Genomic DNA, 17,697 nt, shown 5'->3' with positions numbered 1-17,697 from the left:
TTTCCGCGAGACGCAGCTGGTTTTCCGCGAGACGCAGCTGGTTTTCCGCGAGACGCAGCTGGTTTTCCGCGAGACGCAGCTGGTTTTCCGCGAGACGCACATAGTGCGTCTTTACGACCTCCCTACAACGAAAAAGCCCGGTCGTTCGACCGGGCTCTCTTCTTGATTCTTTATTTCTTCTTCTGTTCCCTAGGCGTCTTCTCCATCCGTCACCTCGCTCCCCACGCCTTCCGTATCGGCGTTTTCCACGCCGGGCGCTGCATCGAGGTTTTCATTGGCGCGTGGGTTGGGATTGGGCCGGATCTCGATATCCTGCGGCCGGGCCTCTTCGCTATTCGCAGGCTGCACGACGGCGGGTCCTTTTTCGGGGTAATGCATCAGGGATTGTTTTGCAGCGAAAGATTACCGAGGAGTCCGGAAATATCGATCTGCTTCAGGTAGGGCTGCAATGCCTGCGTGTTGTCGAAGGCGTGATACCAAAGCGCCTCGCGGCCGAAACGCAGGAACCAGATCTCCACGTAGTAGCCGTCCACCTGATACAGCATGGTGCGCAGGAGTCCTCGTTTGCGCTCGCACAGGAACGAACCGGTACGAAGCACGGTGATTTTCTTCTTGCGGGAAGGGAGCTCTTTAAACTGGAGGACGGTCATACGATGGGTACTTTAATACGGTAATAATGCTCAAATAAGGTGCCGCCCCCTTCAGTTTGTTAAAATAAGGGGCTTCTACGCGCCGGCACGCCTGTTTCCCGCAAGAGCTTCGATCGGAAGAGCTTTCGGAGCGGCGAAGCTGATCGTTATACTGTTGCAAAAACACCCCATCTTCCCCGCTTTGAAGCAAAAACCGCAACTTTGCCGGGCCCCAAAAAACGCCTATGTCCCCCAACCCCAAATCAGCCCTGCGCTTTATTTTCCTGACCCTGCTCATAGACATTACGGGCCTGGGCCTCATCATCCCGGTAATGCCCAAGCTGATAGAATCGCTCACGGGTGGCAACATCAGCGACGCAGCGGTGTGGGGCGGCGCCCTTACGGTGGCCTATGCCGCCATGCAGTTTGCCTGCGCGCCCATCATCGGCAACCTGAGCGACCAGTACGGACGGCGCCCGGTGCTGCTGCTCTCGCTGCTCGGCTTCGGCGTCGACTACCTGTTTCTTTCCTTCGCACCGAGCATCGGCTGGCTGTTCGTCGGCCGCCTCATTGCCGGGTTCACAGGCGCTTCCTTCACAACGGCCTCAGCGTACATTGCCGACATCAGCACCGAGGAAACACGCGCCAAAAACTTCGGGATCGTAGGTGCCGCCTTCGGGATGGGCTTTATCCTCGGACCAGTCATCGGCGGGTTGCTCGGTTCTTTCGGTCCACGCACGCCTTTCATCGTGGCAGCCGGTCTTTGCCTGCTGAACGTGCTGTACGGCTACTTCGCCCTGCCCGAATCGCTGCCCGCCGACCGCCGCCGCGCCTTCAGCTGGAGAAACGCGAACCCCACCGCGCCCCTGCTGCTCTTCCGCCGCCTTCCTTCCGTCAGCGGACTGGTAGGCGCGCTCATACTCGTATACATCGCCGGGCACGCCATCCAGAGCAACTGGAATTTTTATACGACGGAAAAGTTCGGCTGGACCGAAAAGATGATCGGCCTTTCGCTGGGCATGTTCGGATTACTCATCGGCATCACCCAGGCGGGCCTCATCCGGATCATCAACCCGAAGATCGGCAACGAGCGCAGCGTGTACCTCGGCCTCGCGCTTTATGCGCTTGGGATGCTGCTGTTTGCCTTCGCCTCGCAAACCTGGATGCTGTTCGCCATCATGGTGCCCTATTGCCTCGGCGGCATCTGCGGGCCGGCACTGCAGGCCATCATCAGCGGCGGTGTGCCCAACAACGAGCAGGGTGCCCTGCAAGGTTCGCTCACCAGCCTGATGAGCGCCACCTCCATCTTCGGCCCGGCCATCATGACCAATCTCTTCGCTTATTTCACGGGACCGAAAACGCCGGTACACTTCGCCGGCGCCCCCTTCCTGCTGGGCTCGCTGCTGCTGGCCATCAGCACCGTGATGGCCTACCGCACCTTGCGCGCGGCGCCCGCCGCGCGCATTGAATAATGGTTAATGTTTAAGGAAAGAATTGGGTGCCGATGCCCCCCGCATTCATCAAAAATTACTCGGTAACGATTATTCAATTTCACTTGCCCCCGGCGCCGCTACCGGGATCATCGAAGGCCTTATCGGCATCTGATCCGAACGGTGTTTTGTAGCCGTCGCCGGCAGTCTTTGTCGTGTGCTGGTTCTCCTCATCGTAAGGGCTGGAGCTCATCGTGTTCACGCCGGGCTGCGCTCCGGATTCATCGCGGATGTTCGGGTCGTTGCGCCGGCCTTCATCGGCGGGCTGCGCGCGCTGGAAATCTTCTGGTTCCTTGTGATCCATAACGGGTTTTTTCTTTTTACCAAACAGGATTGTGCCACAAGTGAACCGGCACAGATTTTTCTCCGGAAGAGGAAACGAAAACGCATGGCAAACGACCAGAAAAAGCCGAAGGCCTCCGAAGTACGCGACGGCTCCGATGTGCACGACAGCCCCCGCGATGAGGAAAAGCTCCGGCCGGATGAAGGCACGCTCGAGCTGCCCGACGTACAGGATATCCCGGGGCAGGAATTCGTGCACGCGCCCCCGCTTGGCGAGCTCGGCGATACGACCATTGCTTCCGACGACGAGGAAGGCAAGGGCCTGCTGGACGATTGATCCCCGCCGCTACCTTCCGGGTGGGCCGGCACCGGGCACCGCCGCCGGCCGTTCCACGGCTTCCGGCTGCCATTCCTGCAGTTCGCCGGTTCATTCCGGTGCGCGGCTTTGCCATTCCTGCAGTCCGTGCGGTCATTCCGCTGCACCGCCCGGTCATTCCGCTGCACCGCCCGGTCGTTCTGCTGTACCGCCCGGTCGTTCTGCTGTACCGCCCGGCCGTTCCGCTGTACCGTCCGGTCGTTCTGCTGTACCGCCCGGCCGTTCCGCTGTACCGCGCGGTCATTCCGCTGCACCGAGCCGTCATTCCGCTGCGTCCTTTGCTCATTCCGGCGCACGACGTGGCCCTTTGGCGGAACCGGAAACTTCCAACTTCAAACGGTAAACTTTCCCCTCCCCTACTTGTTACCTTTACCTGCATGCAGCTACCCGACCTCGGCAATCCCCTGTATTTCCTGCTGGCCACGCTGGTCGTGTTTCTTGTGGTGATCGGGCGTTATGTGTTCATCGCCGGGCTGTTCCACCTCGTGTTCTACCGCTGGCAAAAATACCGCTGGCAGCCGCGTAAGATCAACGAGCGGCCCCACCGACCCGGGCAATACCGCCGCGAAGTGACCTGGAGCACCATCACGGCGGCGCTGTTCGCGGTGGCCGGCAGCGGCCTGGCCCTCCTGTGGCAGAAAGGCTATACGAAGGTGTACCTCGACGTGCACGACTACCCGCTGTGGTGGCTACCCCTATCGCTGGTCATCGCCCTGCTGGCGCACGAAACCTATTATTACTGGCTGCACCGCTGGATGCACCGCCCGCGCGTGTTCCGGCTGCTGCACAAGGTGCACCACGATTCCAACATTACCTCGCCGTGGACGGCCTTCTCGTTCCACCCGCTTGAAGGCGTGCTGCAGGCGCTCTTCCTGCCCGCGCTCCTGTTGCTCCTCCCGATGCACCTCTACGTGGTGCTGACGCAGCTCACGATCATGACCTTCAGCTCGGTCATCAACCACCTCGACATCGAGGTCTATCCGAAAGGCGCGCTGGGGCGTTTTTTCGGCCGCTGGCTCATCGGCGCCACGCACCACTCGCTGCACCACAAGCAATTCCGGTACAACTACGGTCTCTATTTCACGTTCTGGGACAAATGGAAGGGCACCGAAAGCCCGCTGTACCGGGAGCTCTTCGGCCGGAAGATCGCGGGAAAAACGAGCCGCCCCGACCCCAACGAGACCGATTAAGACCCGGTTTACGAACCGGCGTCCCGGCGGGCCGTACGGGATACTCCCATTCCCGACAGGCGCAGGAACCGGCACCATTTTTCGGGCAATTACACGACCTCCCTATCCTGCCACCACCTGCATCCCGGCACCGTTTGCTTCCTGTTGCCACCGCAGCAGGGGCTCTTATCTTACTATTCTACCGGAAAGAAACGGCCCGGGAACGCCTGACGCGGACCGGGCCATCCTTGTGTGCGCTGCAGCCGCTGCAGTATAAAAAATGGAAGATGGAATCGAATGTTGCCACCGCTTTTCGCCCGGTGCTGCGGCCCGGTGGACCGCTGCTGCTGGCTGTGCCGCACTTGCTCCTGCTGGCCCTCGTTCTGTACCTGTTTGTGCAGCTGTACCGATCCTGCGTGGCCGACCGCCGCGGCGGCGAATCAGCCGACCGGCTGATGCGGCGCCTGCTGGAGCTGGAGCGGCAATTCGAAAACGGCCGGCCCATCGATCCCCGCGTGGAGCGTCGTGAGCTGGAGGCCCTGCTCAACAAGGTGAAGGTTTGCAACAGCAGCGACCATCTTTCCGACGACCGCCTCCTGCGCTACCATATTACCCGGAGCTTCAACCTCGTATCGGAGCGCTCGCTGCTGGTGCCGCCGGCCGACCGAGTGCTGTGGATGCAGCTCGAGTCGCTGCTGCAGGAATTTTATGGACGCTACTTTTCGGTGCTTACCGGGCCGCGGGAAGAACCGGCCTCGGCGCCTGCGGGACAACGGGTGCGCAGCCAACCTGGCGCCGGCCCCAAGGCAGACCTCATGGAACACGCGTAGGACCTGCTGCCACTCGGGCAGAAGCGGTACAGGATCACCGGCTTTGAAAGCGGGGCCGGTTTCGTGTGGGCGGTCAACCGGCAGGCGACCAGTGCGGCAGTGCCTCCAGTTCGCTGAGGGTGCCCGGTCCTTTCTGCCAGGCCATCGTGTGCGCCCCGTTGGTGATCACCAGGTAGGCCACGGGCACCGACAGGTTGTAGCGGAGCGCCTGCTCCAGCACCGCCGGGGCCAGCGCCACTTCGGGTGCCTTGCATTCCACCAGCAGCCAGGGCTGATGACGCTCATCGTAAACGAGGATGTCGAAACGCTTTTTGAGGTCGTTGAGGCGGATCTCTTTTTCCACCGCGATAAGTGGCGCCGGGTAGTGGAGCACCTGTTGCAGGTACTGCAGGAAGTTTTGGCGTACCCATTCTTCGGGAGTCAGCACGAGCCAGAGGCGGCGCAGCGCGTCGAAGATGTAACGCCGGCCGCCTTCCTCTTTGTAGCGGAATTGCGGCTCCGGGTACGACACGGCGATCATGGGTCAAACCTAATTGATTTATATTTGTGCATGAAGACAAAAGAAGAAATCGTCAAGAACTGGCTTCCGCGCTACACCGGCCAGCCCCTCAGCTACTTTGGCGAATACATCCTCCTGACCAACTTTTTCAACTACGTGCGCCTGTTCGCCGAGTGGAACGGGGTGGAAGTGGTAGGCAACGACAAGCCGATGCAGTGCGCTACGGCCGACAACATCACCATCATCAACTTCGGCATGGGATCGCCCACGGCAGCCACCGTGATGGACCTGCTGACGGCCATCGAGCCCAAGGCCGTGCTCTTCCTCGGCAAATGCGGCGGCCTGAAAAAACGCAATAAGCTCGGCGACCTCATCCTGCCCATCGCAGCGATCCGCGGCGAGGGTACGTCCAACGACTACTTCCCGCCTGAAGTGCCCGCCCTGCCGGCCTTCGCCCTGCAAAAAGCCATTTCCACCACCATCCGCGACAACGGTGTGGATTACTGGACCGGCACCGTATACACCACCAACCGCCGCGTGTGGGAGCACGACGAGCAGTTCAAGGAATACCTGCAGAAAGTGCGCGCCTACGCAGTGGATATGGAAACGGCGACGATCTTCTCGGTTGGCTTTTACAACAAGATCCCGACCGGCGCCCTGCTGCTGGTGAGCGATTCGCCGATGACCCCCGACGGCGTCAAGACCGAAGAAAGCGATCGCAAGGTGACCGAGCAGTTCGTGGAGCGCCACATTAAAATCGGCATCGACTCACTGAAGCAACTCGCCAACGACGGCCTCACGGTGCGCCACCTGCGTTTCTGACGGCGCCGTGCAACGTTTGCAACAGCGGTCCTGTCAGCCGCATAAAAACCGATGAAGTTCATGAAGCTTGCTACCCTTTGCCTCCTGGTTCTCGCCGCCGTATCGGTGCAGGGCGGTTGTAAAAAGAACAGTCCAAAGCCCGCCGTGGGCTGCTACAAAGGCCGTCTCGAGGTAAAGGGCCTATGCATGAATTACACTGTCAGCGTGCTGGAAGGCGCAATCGATACGGCGCTGGTGGAAAGCAGCTGGCGCGATGAGCAAACCGGCATTTCCTACCGCAACGTGTTCGGCCTGGGAAGCCCCTGCACGTTTCCCGCCGGCATCCGGCAAGGCGATGCGTTTTATTTTACCATTGACAGCAGCTCCGTGCAGAACTGCGCCGTTTGCCTCGCCTATTACCCCACCCCCCCGAAAAAGCTCGCCATCCGCGTTCAGACGGCCGCCTGCAGCCAACCCTGATGAGCGTGCTGCTGGCCATACGGAACCTGTCGGTAGCCTTCGGCGACCGCACCGTGCTCGAGCCGCTGTCGCTGGAGCTGCGCCGCGGTGAGCTGCTGGCCCTCGTGGGCGAATCGGGTTCCGGAAAGTCGGTCACGGCCCTGTCGCTGCTGCGCCTGCTGCCAACGGCCGCGCGCGTGTCGGGCGCATTGGAATTTACAGACGATTCCGGGCCCGTCGACCTGCTGCAACTGGCGCCCAAACGCCTTGAAGCACTGCGCGGCAACCGCATCGCGATGATCTTCCAGGAGCCGATGACGGCGCTCAACCCTGTACTTACCTGCGGCCGCCAGCTGATAGAGGTGTTGCAAAAACACCAGAAGCTGTCGCGCGCTGAAGCGCGCCGCGCCGCCCTGGGATGGCTGGGCAAGGTGCGCCTCCCCGACCCGGAGGCGATGCTCGGCCGCTACCCACACCAGCTCAGCGGCGGGCAAAAGCAGCGCGTGATGATCGCCATCGCTCTTTGCTGCCGGCCGGCGTTGCTCATTTGCGACGAGCCCACGACCGCCCTCGACGTCACTGTGCAGCGCTCCATCCTGGCCCTTATCCGCGACCTGCAGCAGGAGTTGGGAATGACCGTCCTGTTCATTACCCACGACCTCGGCGTGGTGGCAGAGATCGCCGACCGCGTGGCGGTACTTTACCAGGGTTCCCTGCTGGAGACGGGGCCCACGGCCGAACGGCTGGCTCGTCCCGACCATCCCTATACAAAGGCCCTGCTGGCCTGCCGCCCCGCCCTGCACCCGCGCGGGAAACGCCTGCCCGTGGTGGCCGACTTCCTGGGGGGCGGCACTGCCGCAGCGCCCACACAGCCCCTCCCCGAGCCCGGCACCGGGAAAGCCGTTGAAATCCGCGACCTGGTCGTCCGCTTCCCGGTGCAGACCAACCTGTGGGGCAAAACAGTAAAAAGCTTTACAGCTGTGGACGCTGTGAGCCTCGACATTTTTAAGGGCGAAGTGCTGGGACTTGTGGGTGAATCTGGTTGTGGTAAATCGACGCTGGGCCGAACGCTGCTGCGCCTGGTGACACCGGCTTCGGGCACCGTGCGCGTGGGCGACCGCGACCTGCAACACCTGTCGCGGGCCGAGGTGGCGGACTTCCGCCGCGATGTGCAGCTCGTATTCCAGGATCCTTATTCGGCCCTTAATCCAAAACTGACCGTAGGCGAAGCCCTCGAGGAGCCGCTGGCCCTGCGCCTCGGCATGGGCCTGGCGCAGCGCCGGAAGCGCGCGCGGGCACTGCTCGACCTGGTGGGACTGCCCGAGAGCGCCGCCTCCCGGCACCCGCACGCTTTCTCGGGCGGACAGCGCCAGCGCATCGTCATCGCCCGCGCCCTCACGCTCAACCCGTCGCTGCTGGTGTGCGACGAATCGGTGTCGGCCCTCGACGTGAGCGTGCAGGCGCAGGTGCTCAACCTGCTCAACGACCTGCGACGCGAGCTCGGGCTCACCCTCCTGTTCATCTCCCACGACCTGTCGGTGGTGCGCTATATGAGCGACCGGATCGCCGTGATGCAGGCCGGTCGTATTGTAGAGCTCGGCACCGCCGACGATGTGTACCTCCACCCGAAAGAGTCATACACCAGGGAATTGCTGGCAGCGATCCCCGGCAGGATCGCGGAGATTTGATCGCGGGTGCCGGTTGTTTCTTCGGAATAGCAATCCATCCGCCCGGCAAATCCATGGTTATCCGGCATCAGGCATCCGACGCCTTACATTCCCTTCGTGGCACGGCTTTTTTAGTGCCCGGCGTATGAATTTTGTACGGCGCTTACATCCCCCAGGCCTGTCCCGGCTTCTCATTTTCCTCCTTTTCCTGCCTTCCGTGTTGCGGGCACAGCACAAGGAACACGTCGACACCGTGGTGCGCGTGTCGCCGGAGGGCGCCGCCAAGGATCCGCAAAGCCGCCAGGTAAAGCAGATCGTGTACAAGGTGAATCCCTGGGTGACGATGCCGCTCAGTGCGGCCATGACCGTCGGCAACTTCCTCGCCATACCGACCATCCTGCACGCCAAAAAAGACCTGTCGCCGGCGGAAGTCGCCGCCATCCGTTCCGACATCCTGAGCCCGCTCGACCGCTGGGCGGTCGAACAGAATCCGAACCAGCGCGACCAGTGGTTCAAGATCTCCGACATCGGCCTGCCGGCAACCGTGGCGGCATCGCTCAGCATCTTCCTCGATAAGAACGTACGCAAAGACGGCTGGAAAGTGGCCCTGATGTTTTACGAGGCACAGGCCGTCACATTTACGGTGTATAATTACAGCCCCCTGGGGCCGTCCTTCCAGAATCGCCTGCGCCCCATCGCCTACTACGACAATTTCGAAGAAGGGGAGCGCCTGCGCGGCGGCAACCGAAACTCGATGTTCAGCGGGCATGCTGCCAATGCCGCTGCGGCCACGTTCTTCGCCGTGAAGGTCTATTCAGACTACCACCCCGAGATCGGGAAGAAAAAGTACCTGCTCTATGGGCTGGCTGCTCTTCCACCCTTGTTTGTAGGATATGCCCGTGTGAAGGCGCTGGCGCACTTTCCCTCCGACGTATTCATCGGCCTGCTGGTCGGCGCGGTATCGGGTGTCGGCATCCCGTCGCTGCACAAGATCCGACAGAAGCAGGTGGAGTTCGGGGTTACCTACAACGAATACGGCTCTGGCCTGGGCGTAACGTGGAAGCCCGCCAAAAAGAAATTCAAGCTGCGTAAGGCTTTTAATGAAACGCCCTCACTGACGGCGGCCTTCTGACGTTCCCGCCGCCTGCATTTTACGGGGCCGGCTTTGTCCGATATTCCCTACCTTCGCGGCCTTAAACGCATATCCAGGCCCGGTGCCGTAAGACCGGGGACTGGGAGGTACTTCTGCACGGGCGCCCCTGGCGCACCTCCTTGCCCCGTTTTCGGCTCGCGGCCAAAAATCTGAAGTATACTCCATGAAGCTGTCTCAATTCAAGTTTGACCTGCCGCTCAACCTGATCGCGCAGAATCCCTCCAAAAAACGCGAAGACTCCCGGATGATGGTGATCCACCGCAAAACCGGCGAGATCGAAAACCGAAACTTCCGCGACATCCTGGATTATTTCGACGACAAAGATGCCTTTGTGGTGAACAACACCAAGGTATTTCCCGCAAGAATGTACGGCCGCAAGGAAAAGACCGGCGCCAAGATCGAGGTCTTCCTGCTGCGTGAGCTCAACAAAGAACACCGTCTCTGGGACGTTATCGTTGACCCCGCCCGCAAGATCCGCGTGGGCAACAAGCTTTACTTCGGCGACGACGAAGACCTGGTGGCCGAAGTGATTGACAACACCACCTCGCGTGGCCGCACCATCAAGTTCCTTTTCGAAGGCGACGACAACGCCTTCCGCGATATCCTGGAGAAGCACGGCGAAACGCCGCTGCCCAAATACATCAAGCGCAAGCCCGATGACGAGGACCGCGAGCGCTACCAGACCGTATATGCGAAGTACGAAGGCGCCGTTGCCGCCCCCACCGCGGGCCTGCATTTCAGCCGCGAGCTGATCAAGCGCTGCGAGATCAAAGGCGTGCGCTTTGCCGAAGTAACGCTGCACACCGGCCTCGGCACCTTCCGCCCCATCGAGGTGGAAGACCTGAGCAAGCACAAGATGGATGCCGAGTACTACCGCATCGACGATACGGCCTGCAAAATTGTAAACAAGGCCAAGGAAACGAACCGCCGCATCTGCTCCATCGGCACCACCACGATGCGTGCCCTCGAGTCGAGTTTTACGGCCCAGCGGCTGCTGAAGCCTTCCGAAGGCTGGACCAACACGTTCATCCACCCGCCCTACGAATTCAACATCGCCGATGCGCTGGTGACCAACTTCCACCTGCCCAAAACGAGCCTGCTCATCATGGCCTGCGCCTTTGCCGGCTATGACCTGATGATGGAAGCGTATAAGAAAGCGATCAAGGATAAGTACCGCTTCTTCAGCTATGGCGATGCGATGCTGATCGTGTAACCTCACTCCTACTCCCTTTCCGGTATACGGAGAGGGGACCAAAAAGCCCCGATGTCAAAAACATCGGGGCTTTCGTTTTCTGGTTGCGTCTCCGTCACCGTACCCGAGAGGGCCGGGGGGAGATCTAAAGCCCGAACACGCCCTTATTCAGGCGCTGGAGCACGTCCTTCTTTTTATCCGCCGCTACCAGCAGCGAGATGTTGTGCAGCGACCCGCCATAGCTCACCATCCGTATTTCTACACCTTCGAGGCTGCTGAATACGCGTTGCAGCATCGACGTGTCGGAGGCGATCTCCTGCCCTACGATGGAAACGATCGCCTGGTCTCCGTCCACCGACACGGTGCCGAGGGCGCCGAGCTCCTCGAGGATCGCCGGCAGCGCCGATGCGTTGTCGATGGTGACGGAAACGGCCACCTCGGAGGTGGTGATCATATCGATGGACGTGCGGTGCTTTTCGAATATTTCAAACACACGGCGCAGGAAGCCGTAGGCGAGCAGCATGCGGCTGCTTTTAATGTTCACTGCCGTAATGCCGTCCTTCGCTGCAATGGCCTTGGCGCCGGGAGCTGTCGCATCGCCCGTAATGAGGGTGCCTTCCGCGCCTGGGTCCATCGTGTTGAGCAGCTTCACCGGCACGTTGTGCTGCTGCGCGGGCCAGATGGAGGCCGGGTGGAGGATCTTGGCGCCGAAATAAGCGAGCTCGGCTGCCTCGTCGAAGCTAAGTCGCGATACAGGCAGGGTGCGATCTACCACGCGCGGATCGTTGTTGTGCATGCCGTTGATGTCGGTCCAGATTTCGCATACCGAGGCGCCGGCGGCAGCGGCGATGAGCGATGCGCTGTAATCCGATCCGCCGCGCTTCAGGTTGTCCACCTCGCCGCGCGCATTGCGGCAGATAAAACCCTGCGTCACAAACAGGCCGGTGCCGGCGTGCTGCTGGAGCATGGCGCCGAGGAGCGTCCGGATCGTATCCAGCTGCGGCTCCTCGTGCTCGTCGATACGCATGAAGTCGAGCGCCGGCAGCAGCGCGTAACGGAGGCCCTGCTCTTCAAGATAGGTGCAGAACAGCTTGGTGGACAGCAGCTCGCCCTGGGCGAGGATATCCTTGTTGAGGGCTTCGCTCCAGGAAATGCGCAGGATGATGTGCAGGAATTCGAAGTGCTCCTGCAGCACGGCGCGTGCCTTTTCCAGCGCGGCATCGGTATGCACGAGTTCGGCAATAAAATTCTGGTACTGCGTTTCCAGCGCGTCGATGGCCAGGCGGGCCGCGTCACGCTCGCCGAGGGCCAGCTTCTGGCTGATGGCCACGAGGGCATTGGTGGTGCCGCTGACGGCGCTGAGCACTACGATCTTAGGCTCCTTATCGGCCGTTGCGAGACGGGCCACCTCGTGCATGCGGGCGGGTTTTCCAACGGAGGTACCGCCGAACTTCATAATCTTCATGGACCGCAAAATTACGCCCTGCCCGGGGGCATCGGAATGCTAAATTTCTCCGACAGGAAACGCAGGTCAGCTACGACGGGCTCCAGCAGCGGCATTCCTCCGGTACGGCGCTGCGTTTCCGACTCCCGCTCGGGATCGCCGGGAATGAGCACGCGCTCCTGCCCGCTGATGGGCGTTGCGCTGCGGAAGCGGCGGATCCAGTTGTCCATATGCTCCTTGAATTCCGCCGCGGGACGGAAGGCGTCCACCCGCAGGGCCCCGAAAAAGTGACCGATCCCTTTGCCGGGCATACCGGTAGGCATCGGTACGTAGGCCGGGAAGGGTGGCACCCAGGGGCCGTAATTGGCGCCGCTGAGGACGGCGGACAGTATATCTACAACCGCGCCGAGCGCATAACCTTTGTGCGAGCCATGCTCGCGGTCGCCGCCGAGGGGCAGCAGCGCGCCGCCGGCCTTCAGCTCGTGCGGGTCGGTCGCGGGGGCGCCTTCCTTATCCTGGATCCACCCGTGTGGCGCCACGCCGTTCTTGCGCTGCAGGATCTCTAGCTTTCCGTTTGCGGCCGTTGTAGTGGCCATATCCGCCACGAAGGGCGGCTCGCTCCCGGCCGGCACGGCCACGCAAATGGGGTTGGTACCAAGCAGTCGCTCCACCGAAAACGTAGGCGCTACCAGAGGGCTCGCATTGGTAAGGGCGATGCCGATCATATCGTGCTCCAGCGCCATGATGGCGTGGTAGCCGGCGATGCCGAAGTGATTGGAGTTCTGCACGCTCACCCAGCCCGAACCCACCTGCTTCGCCTTGTCGATGGCGATCTGCATCGCTTTGGGGGCTACAACAAGACCTAGGCCGCTGTCGCCGTCGACGGTGGCAGTGGAGGGCGTTTCGTGGAGCACCCGCACCTGCGCATCGGCTTTCACACGCTGCGCATCCCACAGGCGCACATAACCGCTGAGGCGGGCGATACCGTGCGAATCGACGCCGCGGAGATCAGCCGACAGCAGCACGCGGGCCGCCAGGCGCGCATCGTCGGCGGTGCAGCCAATGGACCGGAAAATGGTTTCGGAAAAAGCATACAACTCGTCGTAGGAAAACAGCCGGGTACTCATGGCCGCGAAGATAAGCCGCTCCGTTTTGCGACCCGACTGCAACGGCCACCGGCATTTTACTCATAATTAGGTATTCGCGGCGCAAGGCGGCCACCCTACGTTTGACCCGTTGACGCACCTGCGGCTTCACATTCTTAAACCCGACAAACTTTTTTATGAAACAGTTCCGACTCCTCTCCTTTTGCGCCCTTGCCTACATCATCCAGGGCTGCAGTTCCGTAACAGCTGTCAAGAAGCCGCTCATCCCCGACAATGCACCCGGCACCACCGGCAACGCCCGTGAGCTGATCCGCCTCAGCAACGACCCGATTTCGGAATACTACCCGCGTGTTTCTCCCGACGGCAAGAAAGTGCTGTTCTATACCCGCGACGACAACAAGACCGGCAGCGACCGCTTCGGACTCGTCTACATCAACATCGGGCAGCCGGGCCGCACGCCCATCATCGGCGCCAGCACCGCCGAAGGCTCCTGGATGCCCAATTCGAAAGACTTCCTGTACACCTATTACCGGCCCGCCAAGCCCGTGATCTGCCGCGGCGGCATCGAAGGCAACAACGGCATTGCCTACATCACACCCTCGGCGATGGGTGAGAACGACTCCTATCCCAACATCTCGCCCGACGGCAAGAAGATCCTCTTCCAAAGCCGCATCGGCTCGGCATACCAGATGTGCCTGATGGACCCGAACGGCAACAACTTCACGGTGCTCACCGAAGGATCGTACGGCTCCTGGGCGCCCAACGGCCAAAGCTTCCTGTACGCCAAGGACGTGGGTAAATTCCAGCAGATCTTTACCTACGACATGAAGACCGGCCAGAGCACGCAGCTGACCTCCGGCGACTTCAGCAGCTTCCACGCGAGCTACTCGAAAGACGGCAAGATGATCGTGTTCTCCTCCACGCGCGACGACCAGAGTGCGCATGTGTTCGTGATGAAAGCCGACGGCTCCTCGGTCACCCAGGTGACGCAGGGCAACACCGTCAACTGGTACCCGACCTTCGGCCCCGACAACACCATTTATTTCACCTCCAACGCCGGTGCGCCGAAGAACAAGCCTTCGATCAGCAGCTATGCCGACCTGTGGAGCGTGAAGGCGATATTGATGTAAATAACTTGCGGTAATGAAAAAAGCTCCCTCGCGGGAGCTTTTGTTTTTTTGTGGCTGTTGAATCAGAACGGCAGGTCGTCGGCCATGTCGTCGCCACCGGCGGCCGGTGCGCTCTGGCGCTGCGGCGCGGGTTGCTGCTGGCCGTAGGACTGCTGTCCGTAACCGCCGCCGCCTTCATTTTCGTTGCGGCTGCCGCCGATCAGTTGCAGTTCGCGCACGCGCATCGACAGGGAAGAACCCGCGGTGCCGTCCTGGCGCGTATAGCTGCGTACTTCGGGCTGGCCTTCCACATACACCTGCTTGCCTTTGGTAAGGTAAGGGGCTACAGCGGTGCGGTCGGTCCAGTAGGCGCAATCCACCCAGGTGGTTTTTTCCTGCTGGTTGCCCTGGCTGTCTTTGTACTTCTCGGTGTGGGCCACCGTAAAGTTGATCACATTCTTTCCGTTAACGGTGTTAACGACGCAATCTTTGCCCAGATTGCCAATTACTTGCATTTTAATCATAGTGCTCAAATTAGAGTGGAAAGATACGAAATTCCGGCGGCTCTCCCGCCCCGGGAATTCTTAAAAGAGCCGCTCAGCGGCGGGCCCAGGTGTTGTATTTGAGCACATACCAGATGGCTTTCACGCCGTCTTTCCAGTTGATCTTTTTCCCTTCCTCGTAAGTGCGCCCGTGGTAGGCAATCCCGACCTCGTAGATCCGCACCCGCGGCACGCGCGACATCTTGGCGGTGATCTCGGGCTCAAAGCCGAAGCGCTTTTCATACAGCCGCAGCGGCCGCAACACGTCGATCCGGAAGGCCTTATAGCCGGTCTCCATATCGGTGAGATTGAGGTTGGTAAACCAATTGGACAGGGTCGTCAGGAAGCGGTTGGCCATATAGTGGTAAAAGAACAGCACGCGGTGGGGCTTGCTGCCGATGAACCGCGATCCGTAGACCACATCTGCCTGCCCCTTGACCAACGGACCCACGAGGTCGGGGTAGTCGGAAGGATCGTATTCGAAATCGGCATCCTGGATCAGCAGGAAGTCGCCGCGCGCCACGCCGATGGCGGTCTGCACGGCGCCGCCTTTGCCCTGGTTTTGCGCGTGGCGGGAAAACCGCACTTCATAACCGGGATGGTCGCTGATAAACCGTTCCACTTCGGCCGCCGTTCCGTCGGTGCTCGCATCGTCTACCACCACCAGCTCGCGGGTCACGCCGGGAACGTCGGCACGGCACACTCTGGAAAGAACCTCGTAGATATAATTCTGCTCGTTAAAGACCGGTAACACGACCGAGAGCAGGGGCAGCGTTTCAGCAGGCATTAAAAAGCGATGATTTTGACGTTGGTAAGGTACAGCGGCTTGGCGCTGCCCAGGTTGTGAACGAATATTTCGATGCTGTCGCGCTCGTCTTCCAGCTTCAGGTCGAGCCACATCGTAGACGGTCCGTTGCCGGGCATCAGGCGCTCTAGGCGCACCTGGTTGGTGCTGATCACCGCACTGCCTCTTTTCTCTTTCATATACAGCAGGTGGTATTTCCAGAGGTCCCATTCGCGGTCGGGCGAAAAGGCCGTGAGGTAGATCCGCCGCCAGCTTTTGCCGGCTACCGGCCCGAGCAGGGTGACGTCGAGAAACTCCGGCCCCGGAAGGGCCGCCAGCGTGTCGCTGCGTTGGTACACCGTTTCGCTGCAGGCCGGTGTGCCGGGGTACTCGTAGCCCGCATCGAGCAGCTTCACCCGGTCGTCGCTCAAGTGGTAGCGCAGGAAGATCTTTTTCCAGTACGGGTAGGTCATGAACTCCGGCTCCAGCAGGCCGCCGTAGTGGCCCTGGTAATGCAGCCAGAGATTGTAATAAGTACAAAACAGCGTAAAAAGCAACACGACGCCCCGTGTCAGCGGACGCCGCAGGCGCTCCAGCAGCGCCGCCATCGGGAAACCGAGCACGGGATACAACTGGATGAGGGCCCGCTGTCCGAGGCCGCCGCCGTACCACCAGGTGCTCCAGCTGAAAGCGAGGTAGCAAAACACAAGACTAAAACCCAGGACGGGCCAGAACAGCTCCCGGCTTTTCTTCCACAACGCCGCAAAGCCCGCCAGCGAAAGCGCCATCACCGGCGTGTATATCAGCCAGCCCTTGCGGAAGCTCCACAAGCAGTCGTCGAAGTGCGGGTGGATGAAATGAAAGCCTTCGTCGCCGTAACTATAAACGACCCAATGCCCTGTGACGTATTTCCAGTAAACAAGCTGCAGCGAGCCCACCGCGATCATGGCCGCGGCGGCTAGTGCCAGCTGGCCCGCGTGCTGCCGCCAGAACCGCCAGCGTTCGCCAAGCGCCCGCGTGCTGCCGATGCCCCAGAACAACGGCAGCAGCACGCTGCAGGCTTCGGTGGGGCGCATCAGCGCCATCCAACCGCAAAGCGCACCGATAGCGAGCGCGCGGCCGCGGCGCGGGCTTTCGTAGTAGCCGATCGTCAGCAGCAGCAGCCCCGCATACATCGTGAAGAGGTAGCTATGGGTCATGCCGTTGTTGATGGCGGCGTATTCGAGGTAGTTGGTGGCGAAGGCATACACGAGGAGCACGATGCCGGTGGACACCGGTGAAAAGTAACGTTGCAGCAGGCACCGCAGGAAATAGAGCCCGAGCAGCGCCACGAGCAGTCCCTGGATGCTGATCGCCGCCTGGTAAGGCGTCGAAAATCCATCGGCCTTCCAGGGGCCCGCTTTCGCAATGACATGGGCAACGGTGAATGCCGGGAGAAAGGCGACCGACATCCCGCTGGAATACTTCATTACCAGGTTGCCGCTCGCCGTGTCGCGGTACGACTGGTAGCCCGTGGGCGTCGGGTTGTATTCCTGCGTGATGCGGTCCTTGAAAGCCTGTTGCTTCAGGTCGTGGTAGATGAAGAGCGAAGGAAGATAGAAATAGTAGCCGGTCACATCCCAGCTGATGGTGGCCTCGGTTTGCGGCCTGGTCCACTTCGGGTAAAAAAAGAAGCCGATGGCGAGGATCCAGGCAGCTGCGATCAGGTAGCATAGCCTGGCGAAGTTTTGGCGGGCCGACATTGGGTAAAGGTATTGGCTCCGGCGCAAACAGGAATGCCGGGTGAAAAACCCGGCATTCCCACTGGCTTCTTACGGAAGCCATACGACATCGAGCCGCTTAGATGGAGCTGTTGCCGCCGCGGACGCCTTCGTCCTCGTTGCGGTTGGCGCGATCGCTTTCAGTCTCGCCCGAGGCGCCCTGCTCGCTGCTTACCTGCTGCTGGCCGGGCTGGATGTCCGACAAGCCCTGGCTACGGTTGCTGTTGCCCGCACGCGTGTTCTGCATCTGGCCTTCCTGGTGGCCGCGCGTCTGCTGATTGTGCACCTGATTTCCGGTATGCTCGCTCATAAAAAAGGGGTTTCTACGACCGCTGCAAAGAGCACACCATTTCCCGTTTTTGTAACGTTTAGGTAACACCCCGTTCACACCCGATTGGGTAAATT

At 60.8% G+C, this 17,697-nt stretch carries 20 protein-coding genes; 10 read left to right on the top strand and 10 right to left on the bottom strand.

Translation table 11 applies throughout. The features are described from left to right. Positions 1-189 precede the first annotated feature (189 nt). Together E0486_RS15795 and E0486_RS15790 are read right to left on the bottom strand one after the other, a co-directional pair. Positions 190-378 (bottom strand): hypothetical protein, encoded by a 189-nt coding sequence (locus E0486_RS15795; RefSeq protein ID WP_131853527.1) that lies wholly within the window; start codon positions 376-378, stop codon positions 190-192. Then, entirely contained in the window at positions 378-650 is a 273-nt protein-coding gene (locus E0486_RS15790; RefSeq protein WP_131853525.1) for a hypothetical protein, read from the bottom strand. Before E0486_RS15790 ends, E0486_RS15795 begins: the two co-directional genes overlap by 1 nt. A 224-nt stretch (positions 651-874) precedes the next feature. On the opposite strand from E0486_RS15790, the gene E0486_RS15785 reads away from it, so the two are divergent. Continuing rightward, positions 875-2,101, top strand: a complete 1,227-nt coding sequence (locus tag E0486_RS15785; RefSeq protein WP_131853523.1) for a TCR/Tet family MFS transporter — start codon at positions 875-877, stop codon at positions 2,099-2,101. Positions 2,102-2,180: 79 nt separating this feature from the next. Here E0486_RS15785 and E0486_RS15780 read toward each other — a convergent pair whose 3' ends face one another. Next, positions 2,181-2,423: a hypothetical protein gene (locus tag E0486_RS15780; RefSeq protein WP_131853521.1), complete on the bottom strand. Its 243-nt coding sequence runs from the start codon at positions 2,421-2,423 to the stop codon at positions 2,181-2,183. 84 nt (positions 2,424-2,507) lie between these two features. Here E0486_RS15780 and E0486_RS15775 point away from each other — a divergent pair, with 84 nt between their 5' ends. The 3 genes from E0486_RS15775 (at position 2,508) to E0486_RS15760 (ending at position 4,776) form a co-directional block, all read left to right on the top strand. Further along, a complete protein-coding gene (locus E0486_RS15775; RefSeq protein WP_131853519.1) occupies positions 2,508-2,738 on the top strand; it encodes a hypothetical protein in 231 nt (76 codons plus the stop codon). 416 nt (positions 2,739-3,154) lie between these two features. Continuing rightward, positions 3,155-3,967, top strand: coding sequence for a sterol desaturase family protein (locus tag E0486_RS15765; protein WP_131853517.1), 813 nt, complete (start codon positions 3,155-3,157; stop codon positions 3,965-3,967). Positions 3,968-4,233: 266 nt separating this feature from the next. After that, complete coding sequence (locus tag E0486_RS15760) at positions 4,234-4,776, top strand: hypothetical protein (RefSeq protein WP_131853515.1); 543 nt, start codon at positions 4,234-4,236, stop codon at positions 4,774-4,776. A gap of 73 nt (positions 4,777-4,849) precedes the next feature. On the opposite strand, the gene E0486_RS15755 is transcribed toward E0486_RS15760, so the two are convergent. Then, entirely contained in the window at positions 4,850-5,296 is a 447-nt protein-coding gene (locus E0486_RS15755; RefSeq protein ID WP_131853513.1) for a type I restriction enzyme HsdR N-terminal domain-containing protein, read from the bottom strand. A gap of 30 nt (positions 5,297-5,326) precedes the next feature. Between E0486_RS15755 and E0486_RS15750 the strand changes: the two genes are divergently transcribed. The 5 genes from E0486_RS15750 to queA all read left to right on the top strand — a co-directional run bounded on the left by E0486_RS15750 (position 5,327) and on the right by queA (position 10,568). Beyond that, the gene (locus tag E0486_RS15750) at positions 5,327-6,097 is read left to right on the top strand and encodes an AMP nucleosidase (RefSeq protein ID WP_131853511.1); all 771 of its coding nucleotides are present in this window, start codon (positions 5,327-5,329) and stop codon (positions 6,095-6,097) included. Between the two features lie 60 nt (positions 6,098-6,157). Beyond that, entirely contained in the window at positions 6,158-6,556 is a 399-nt protein-coding gene (locus E0486_RS15745) for a hypothetical protein (RefSeq protein WP_131853509.1), read from the top strand. After that, positions 6,556-8,223, top strand: a complete 1,668-nt coding sequence (locus tag E0486_RS15740; RefSeq protein WP_131853507.1) for an ABC transporter ATP-binding protein — start codon at positions 6,556-6,558, stop codon at positions 8,221-8,223. Before E0486_RS15745 ends, E0486_RS15740 begins: the two co-directional genes overlap by 1 nt. Positions 8,224-8,419: 196 nt before the next feature. Next, positions 8,420-9,334 carry a phosphatase PAP2 family protein gene (locus E0486_RS15735; protein WP_165917369.1) on the top strand — a complete coding sequence of 305 codons (915 nt, stop codon included), beginning with the start codon at positions 8,420-8,422 and terminating at the stop codon, positions 9,332-9,334. 184 nt (positions 9,335-9,518) lie between these two features. Continuing rightward, on the top strand, positions 9,519-10,568 hold the full coding sequence (gene queA, locus E0486_RS15730; RefSeq protein ID WP_131853503.1) for a tRNA preQ1(34) S-adenosylmethionine ribosyltransferase-isomerase QueA: 1,050 nt from the start codon (positions 9,519-9,521) through the stop codon (positions 10,566-10,568). A gap of 124 nt (positions 10,569-10,692) precedes the next feature. Here queA and E0486_RS15725 read toward each other — a convergent pair whose 3' ends face one another. After that, on the bottom strand, positions 10,693-12,012 hold the full coding sequence (locus E0486_RS15725) for an aspartate kinase (protein WP_131853501.1): 1,320 nt from the start codon (positions 12,010-12,012) through the stop codon (positions 10,693-10,695). Positions 12,013-12,023: 11 nt separating this feature from the next. Then, positions 12,024-13,118: an Ldh family oxidoreductase gene (locus E0486_RS15720; RefSeq protein WP_131853499.1), complete on the bottom strand. Its 1,095-nt coding sequence runs from the start codon at positions 13,116-13,118 to the stop codon at positions 12,024-12,026. Between the two features lie 155 nt (positions 13,119-13,273). On the opposite strand from E0486_RS15720, the gene E0486_RS15715 reads away from it, so the two are divergent. After that, the gene (locus E0486_RS15715) at positions 13,274-14,227 is read left to right on the top strand and encodes a TolB family protein (protein WP_131853497.1); all 954 of its coding nucleotides are present in this window, start codon (positions 13,274-13,276) and stop codon (positions 14,225-14,227) included. Positions 14,228-14,289: 62 nt separating this feature from the next. On the opposite strand, the gene E0486_RS15710 is transcribed toward E0486_RS15715, so the two are convergent. The 4 genes from E0486_RS15710 to E0486_RS15695 form a co-directional block, all read right to left on the bottom strand. Next, complete coding sequence (locus E0486_RS15710) at positions 14,290-14,730, bottom strand: single-stranded DNA-binding protein (protein WP_131853495.1); 441 nt, start codon at positions 14,728-14,730, stop codon at positions 14,290-14,292. 73 nt (positions 14,731-14,803) lie between these two features. Next, positions 14,804-15,535: a glycosyltransferase family 2 protein gene (locus E0486_RS15705; RefSeq protein WP_131853492.1), complete on the bottom strand. Its 732-nt coding sequence runs from the start codon at positions 15,533-15,535 to the stop codon at positions 14,804-14,806. Further along, the gene (locus E0486_RS15700) at positions 15,535-17,274 is read right to left on the bottom strand and encodes a hypothetical protein (RefSeq protein WP_131853491.1); all 1,740 of its coding nucleotides are present in this window, start codon (positions 17,272-17,274) and stop codon (positions 15,535-15,537) included. Before E0486_RS15700 ends, E0486_RS15705 begins: the two co-directional genes overlap by 1 nt. 97 nt (positions 17,275-17,371) lie before the next feature. Continuing rightward, the gene (locus E0486_RS15695) at positions 17,372-17,602 is read right to left on the bottom strand and encodes a hypothetical protein (protein ID WP_131853489.1); all 231 of its coding nucleotides are present in this window, start codon (positions 17,600-17,602) and stop codon (positions 17,372-17,374) included. Between the last annotated feature and the right edge of the window lie 95 nt (positions 17,603-17,697).

This window comes from Flaviaesturariibacter aridisoli (assembly GCF_004343705.1).
In the GTDB taxonomy this organism is placed as follows: Bacteria; Bacteroidota; Bacteroidia; order Chitinophagales; family Chitinophagaceae; genus Flavisolibacter; species Flavisolibacter aridisoli.
Note: the sequence above shows the minus strand (reverse complement) of the source record. Positions and strands in the feature narration are given on the sequence as shown.

Bases quoted from the DNA above. Each gene is read 5' to 3' on its own strand.
- E0486_RS15795 (WP_131853527.1), bottom strand. From the start codon at position 378: ATGCATTACCCCGAAAAAGGACCCGCCGTCGTGCAGCCTGCGAATAGC.
- E0486_RS15790 (WP_131853525.1), bottom strand. From the start codon at position 650: ATGACCGTCCTCCAGTTTAAAGAGCTCCCTTCCCGCAAGAAGAAAATC.
- E0486_RS15785 (WP_131853523.1), top strand. From the start codon at position 875: ATGTCCCCCAACCCCAAATCAGCCCTGCGCTTTATTTTCCTGACCCTG.
- E0486_RS15780 (WP_131853521.1), bottom strand. From the start codon at position 2,423: ATGGATCACAAGGAACCAGAAGATTTCCAGCGCGCGCAGCCCGCCGAT.
- E0486_RS15775 (WP_131853519.1), top strand. From the start codon at position 2,508: ATGGCAAACGACCAGAAAAAGCCGAAGGCCTCCGAAGTACGCGACGGC.
- E0486_RS15765 (WP_131853517.1), top strand. From the start codon at position 3,155: ATGCAGCTACCCGACCTCGGCAATCCCCTGTATTTCCTGCTGGCCACG.
- E0486_RS15760 (WP_131853515.1), top strand. From the start codon at position 4,234: ATGGAATCGAATGTTGCCACCGCTTTTCGCCCGGTGCTGCGGCCCGGT.
- E0486_RS15755 (WP_131853513.1), bottom strand. From the start codon at position 5,296: ATGATCGCCGTGTCGTACCCGGAGCCGCAATTCCGCTACAAAGAGGAA.
- E0486_RS15750 (WP_131853511.1), top strand. From the start codon at position 5,327: ATGAAGACAAAAGAAGAAATCGTCAAGAACTGGCTTCCGCGCTACACC.
- E0486_RS15745 (WP_131853509.1), top strand. From the start codon at position 6,158: ATGAAGCTTGCTACCCTTTGCCTCCTGGTTCTCGCCGCCGTATCGGTG.
- E0486_RS15740 (WP_131853507.1), top strand. From the start codon at position 6,556: ATGAGCGTGCTGCTGGCCATACGGAACCTGTCGGTAGCCTTCGGCGAC.
- queA (WP_131853503.1), top strand. From the start codon at position 9,519: ATGAAGCTGTCTCAATTCAAGTTTGACCTGCCGCTCAACCTGATCGCG.
- E0486_RS15725 (WP_131853501.1), bottom strand. From the start codon at position 12,012: ATGAAGATTATGAAGTTCGGCGGTACCTCCGTTGGAAAACCCGCCCGC.
- E0486_RS15720 (WP_131853499.1), bottom strand. From the start codon at position 13,118: ATGAGTACCCGGCTGTTTTCCTACGACGAGTTGTATGCTTTTTCCGAA.
- E0486_RS15715 (WP_131853497.1), top strand. From the start codon at position 13,274: ATGAAACAGTTCCGACTCCTCTCCTTTTGCGCCCTTGCCTACATCATC.
- E0486_RS15710 (WP_131853495.1), bottom strand. From the start codon at position 14,730: ATGATTAAAATGCAAGTAATTGGCAATCTGGGCAAAGATTGCGTCGTT.
- E0486_RS15705 (WP_131853492.1), bottom strand. From the start codon at position 15,535: ATGCCTGCTGAAACGCTGCCCCTGCTCTCGGTCGTGTTACCGGTCTTT.
- E0486_RS15700 (WP_131853491.1), bottom strand. From the start codon at position 17,274: ATGTCGGCCCGCCAAAACTTCGCCAGGCTATGCTACCTGATCGCAGCT.
- E0486_RS15695 (WP_131853489.1), bottom strand. From the start codon at position 17,602: ATGAGCGAGCATACCGGAAATCAGGTGCACAATCAGCAGACGCGCGGC.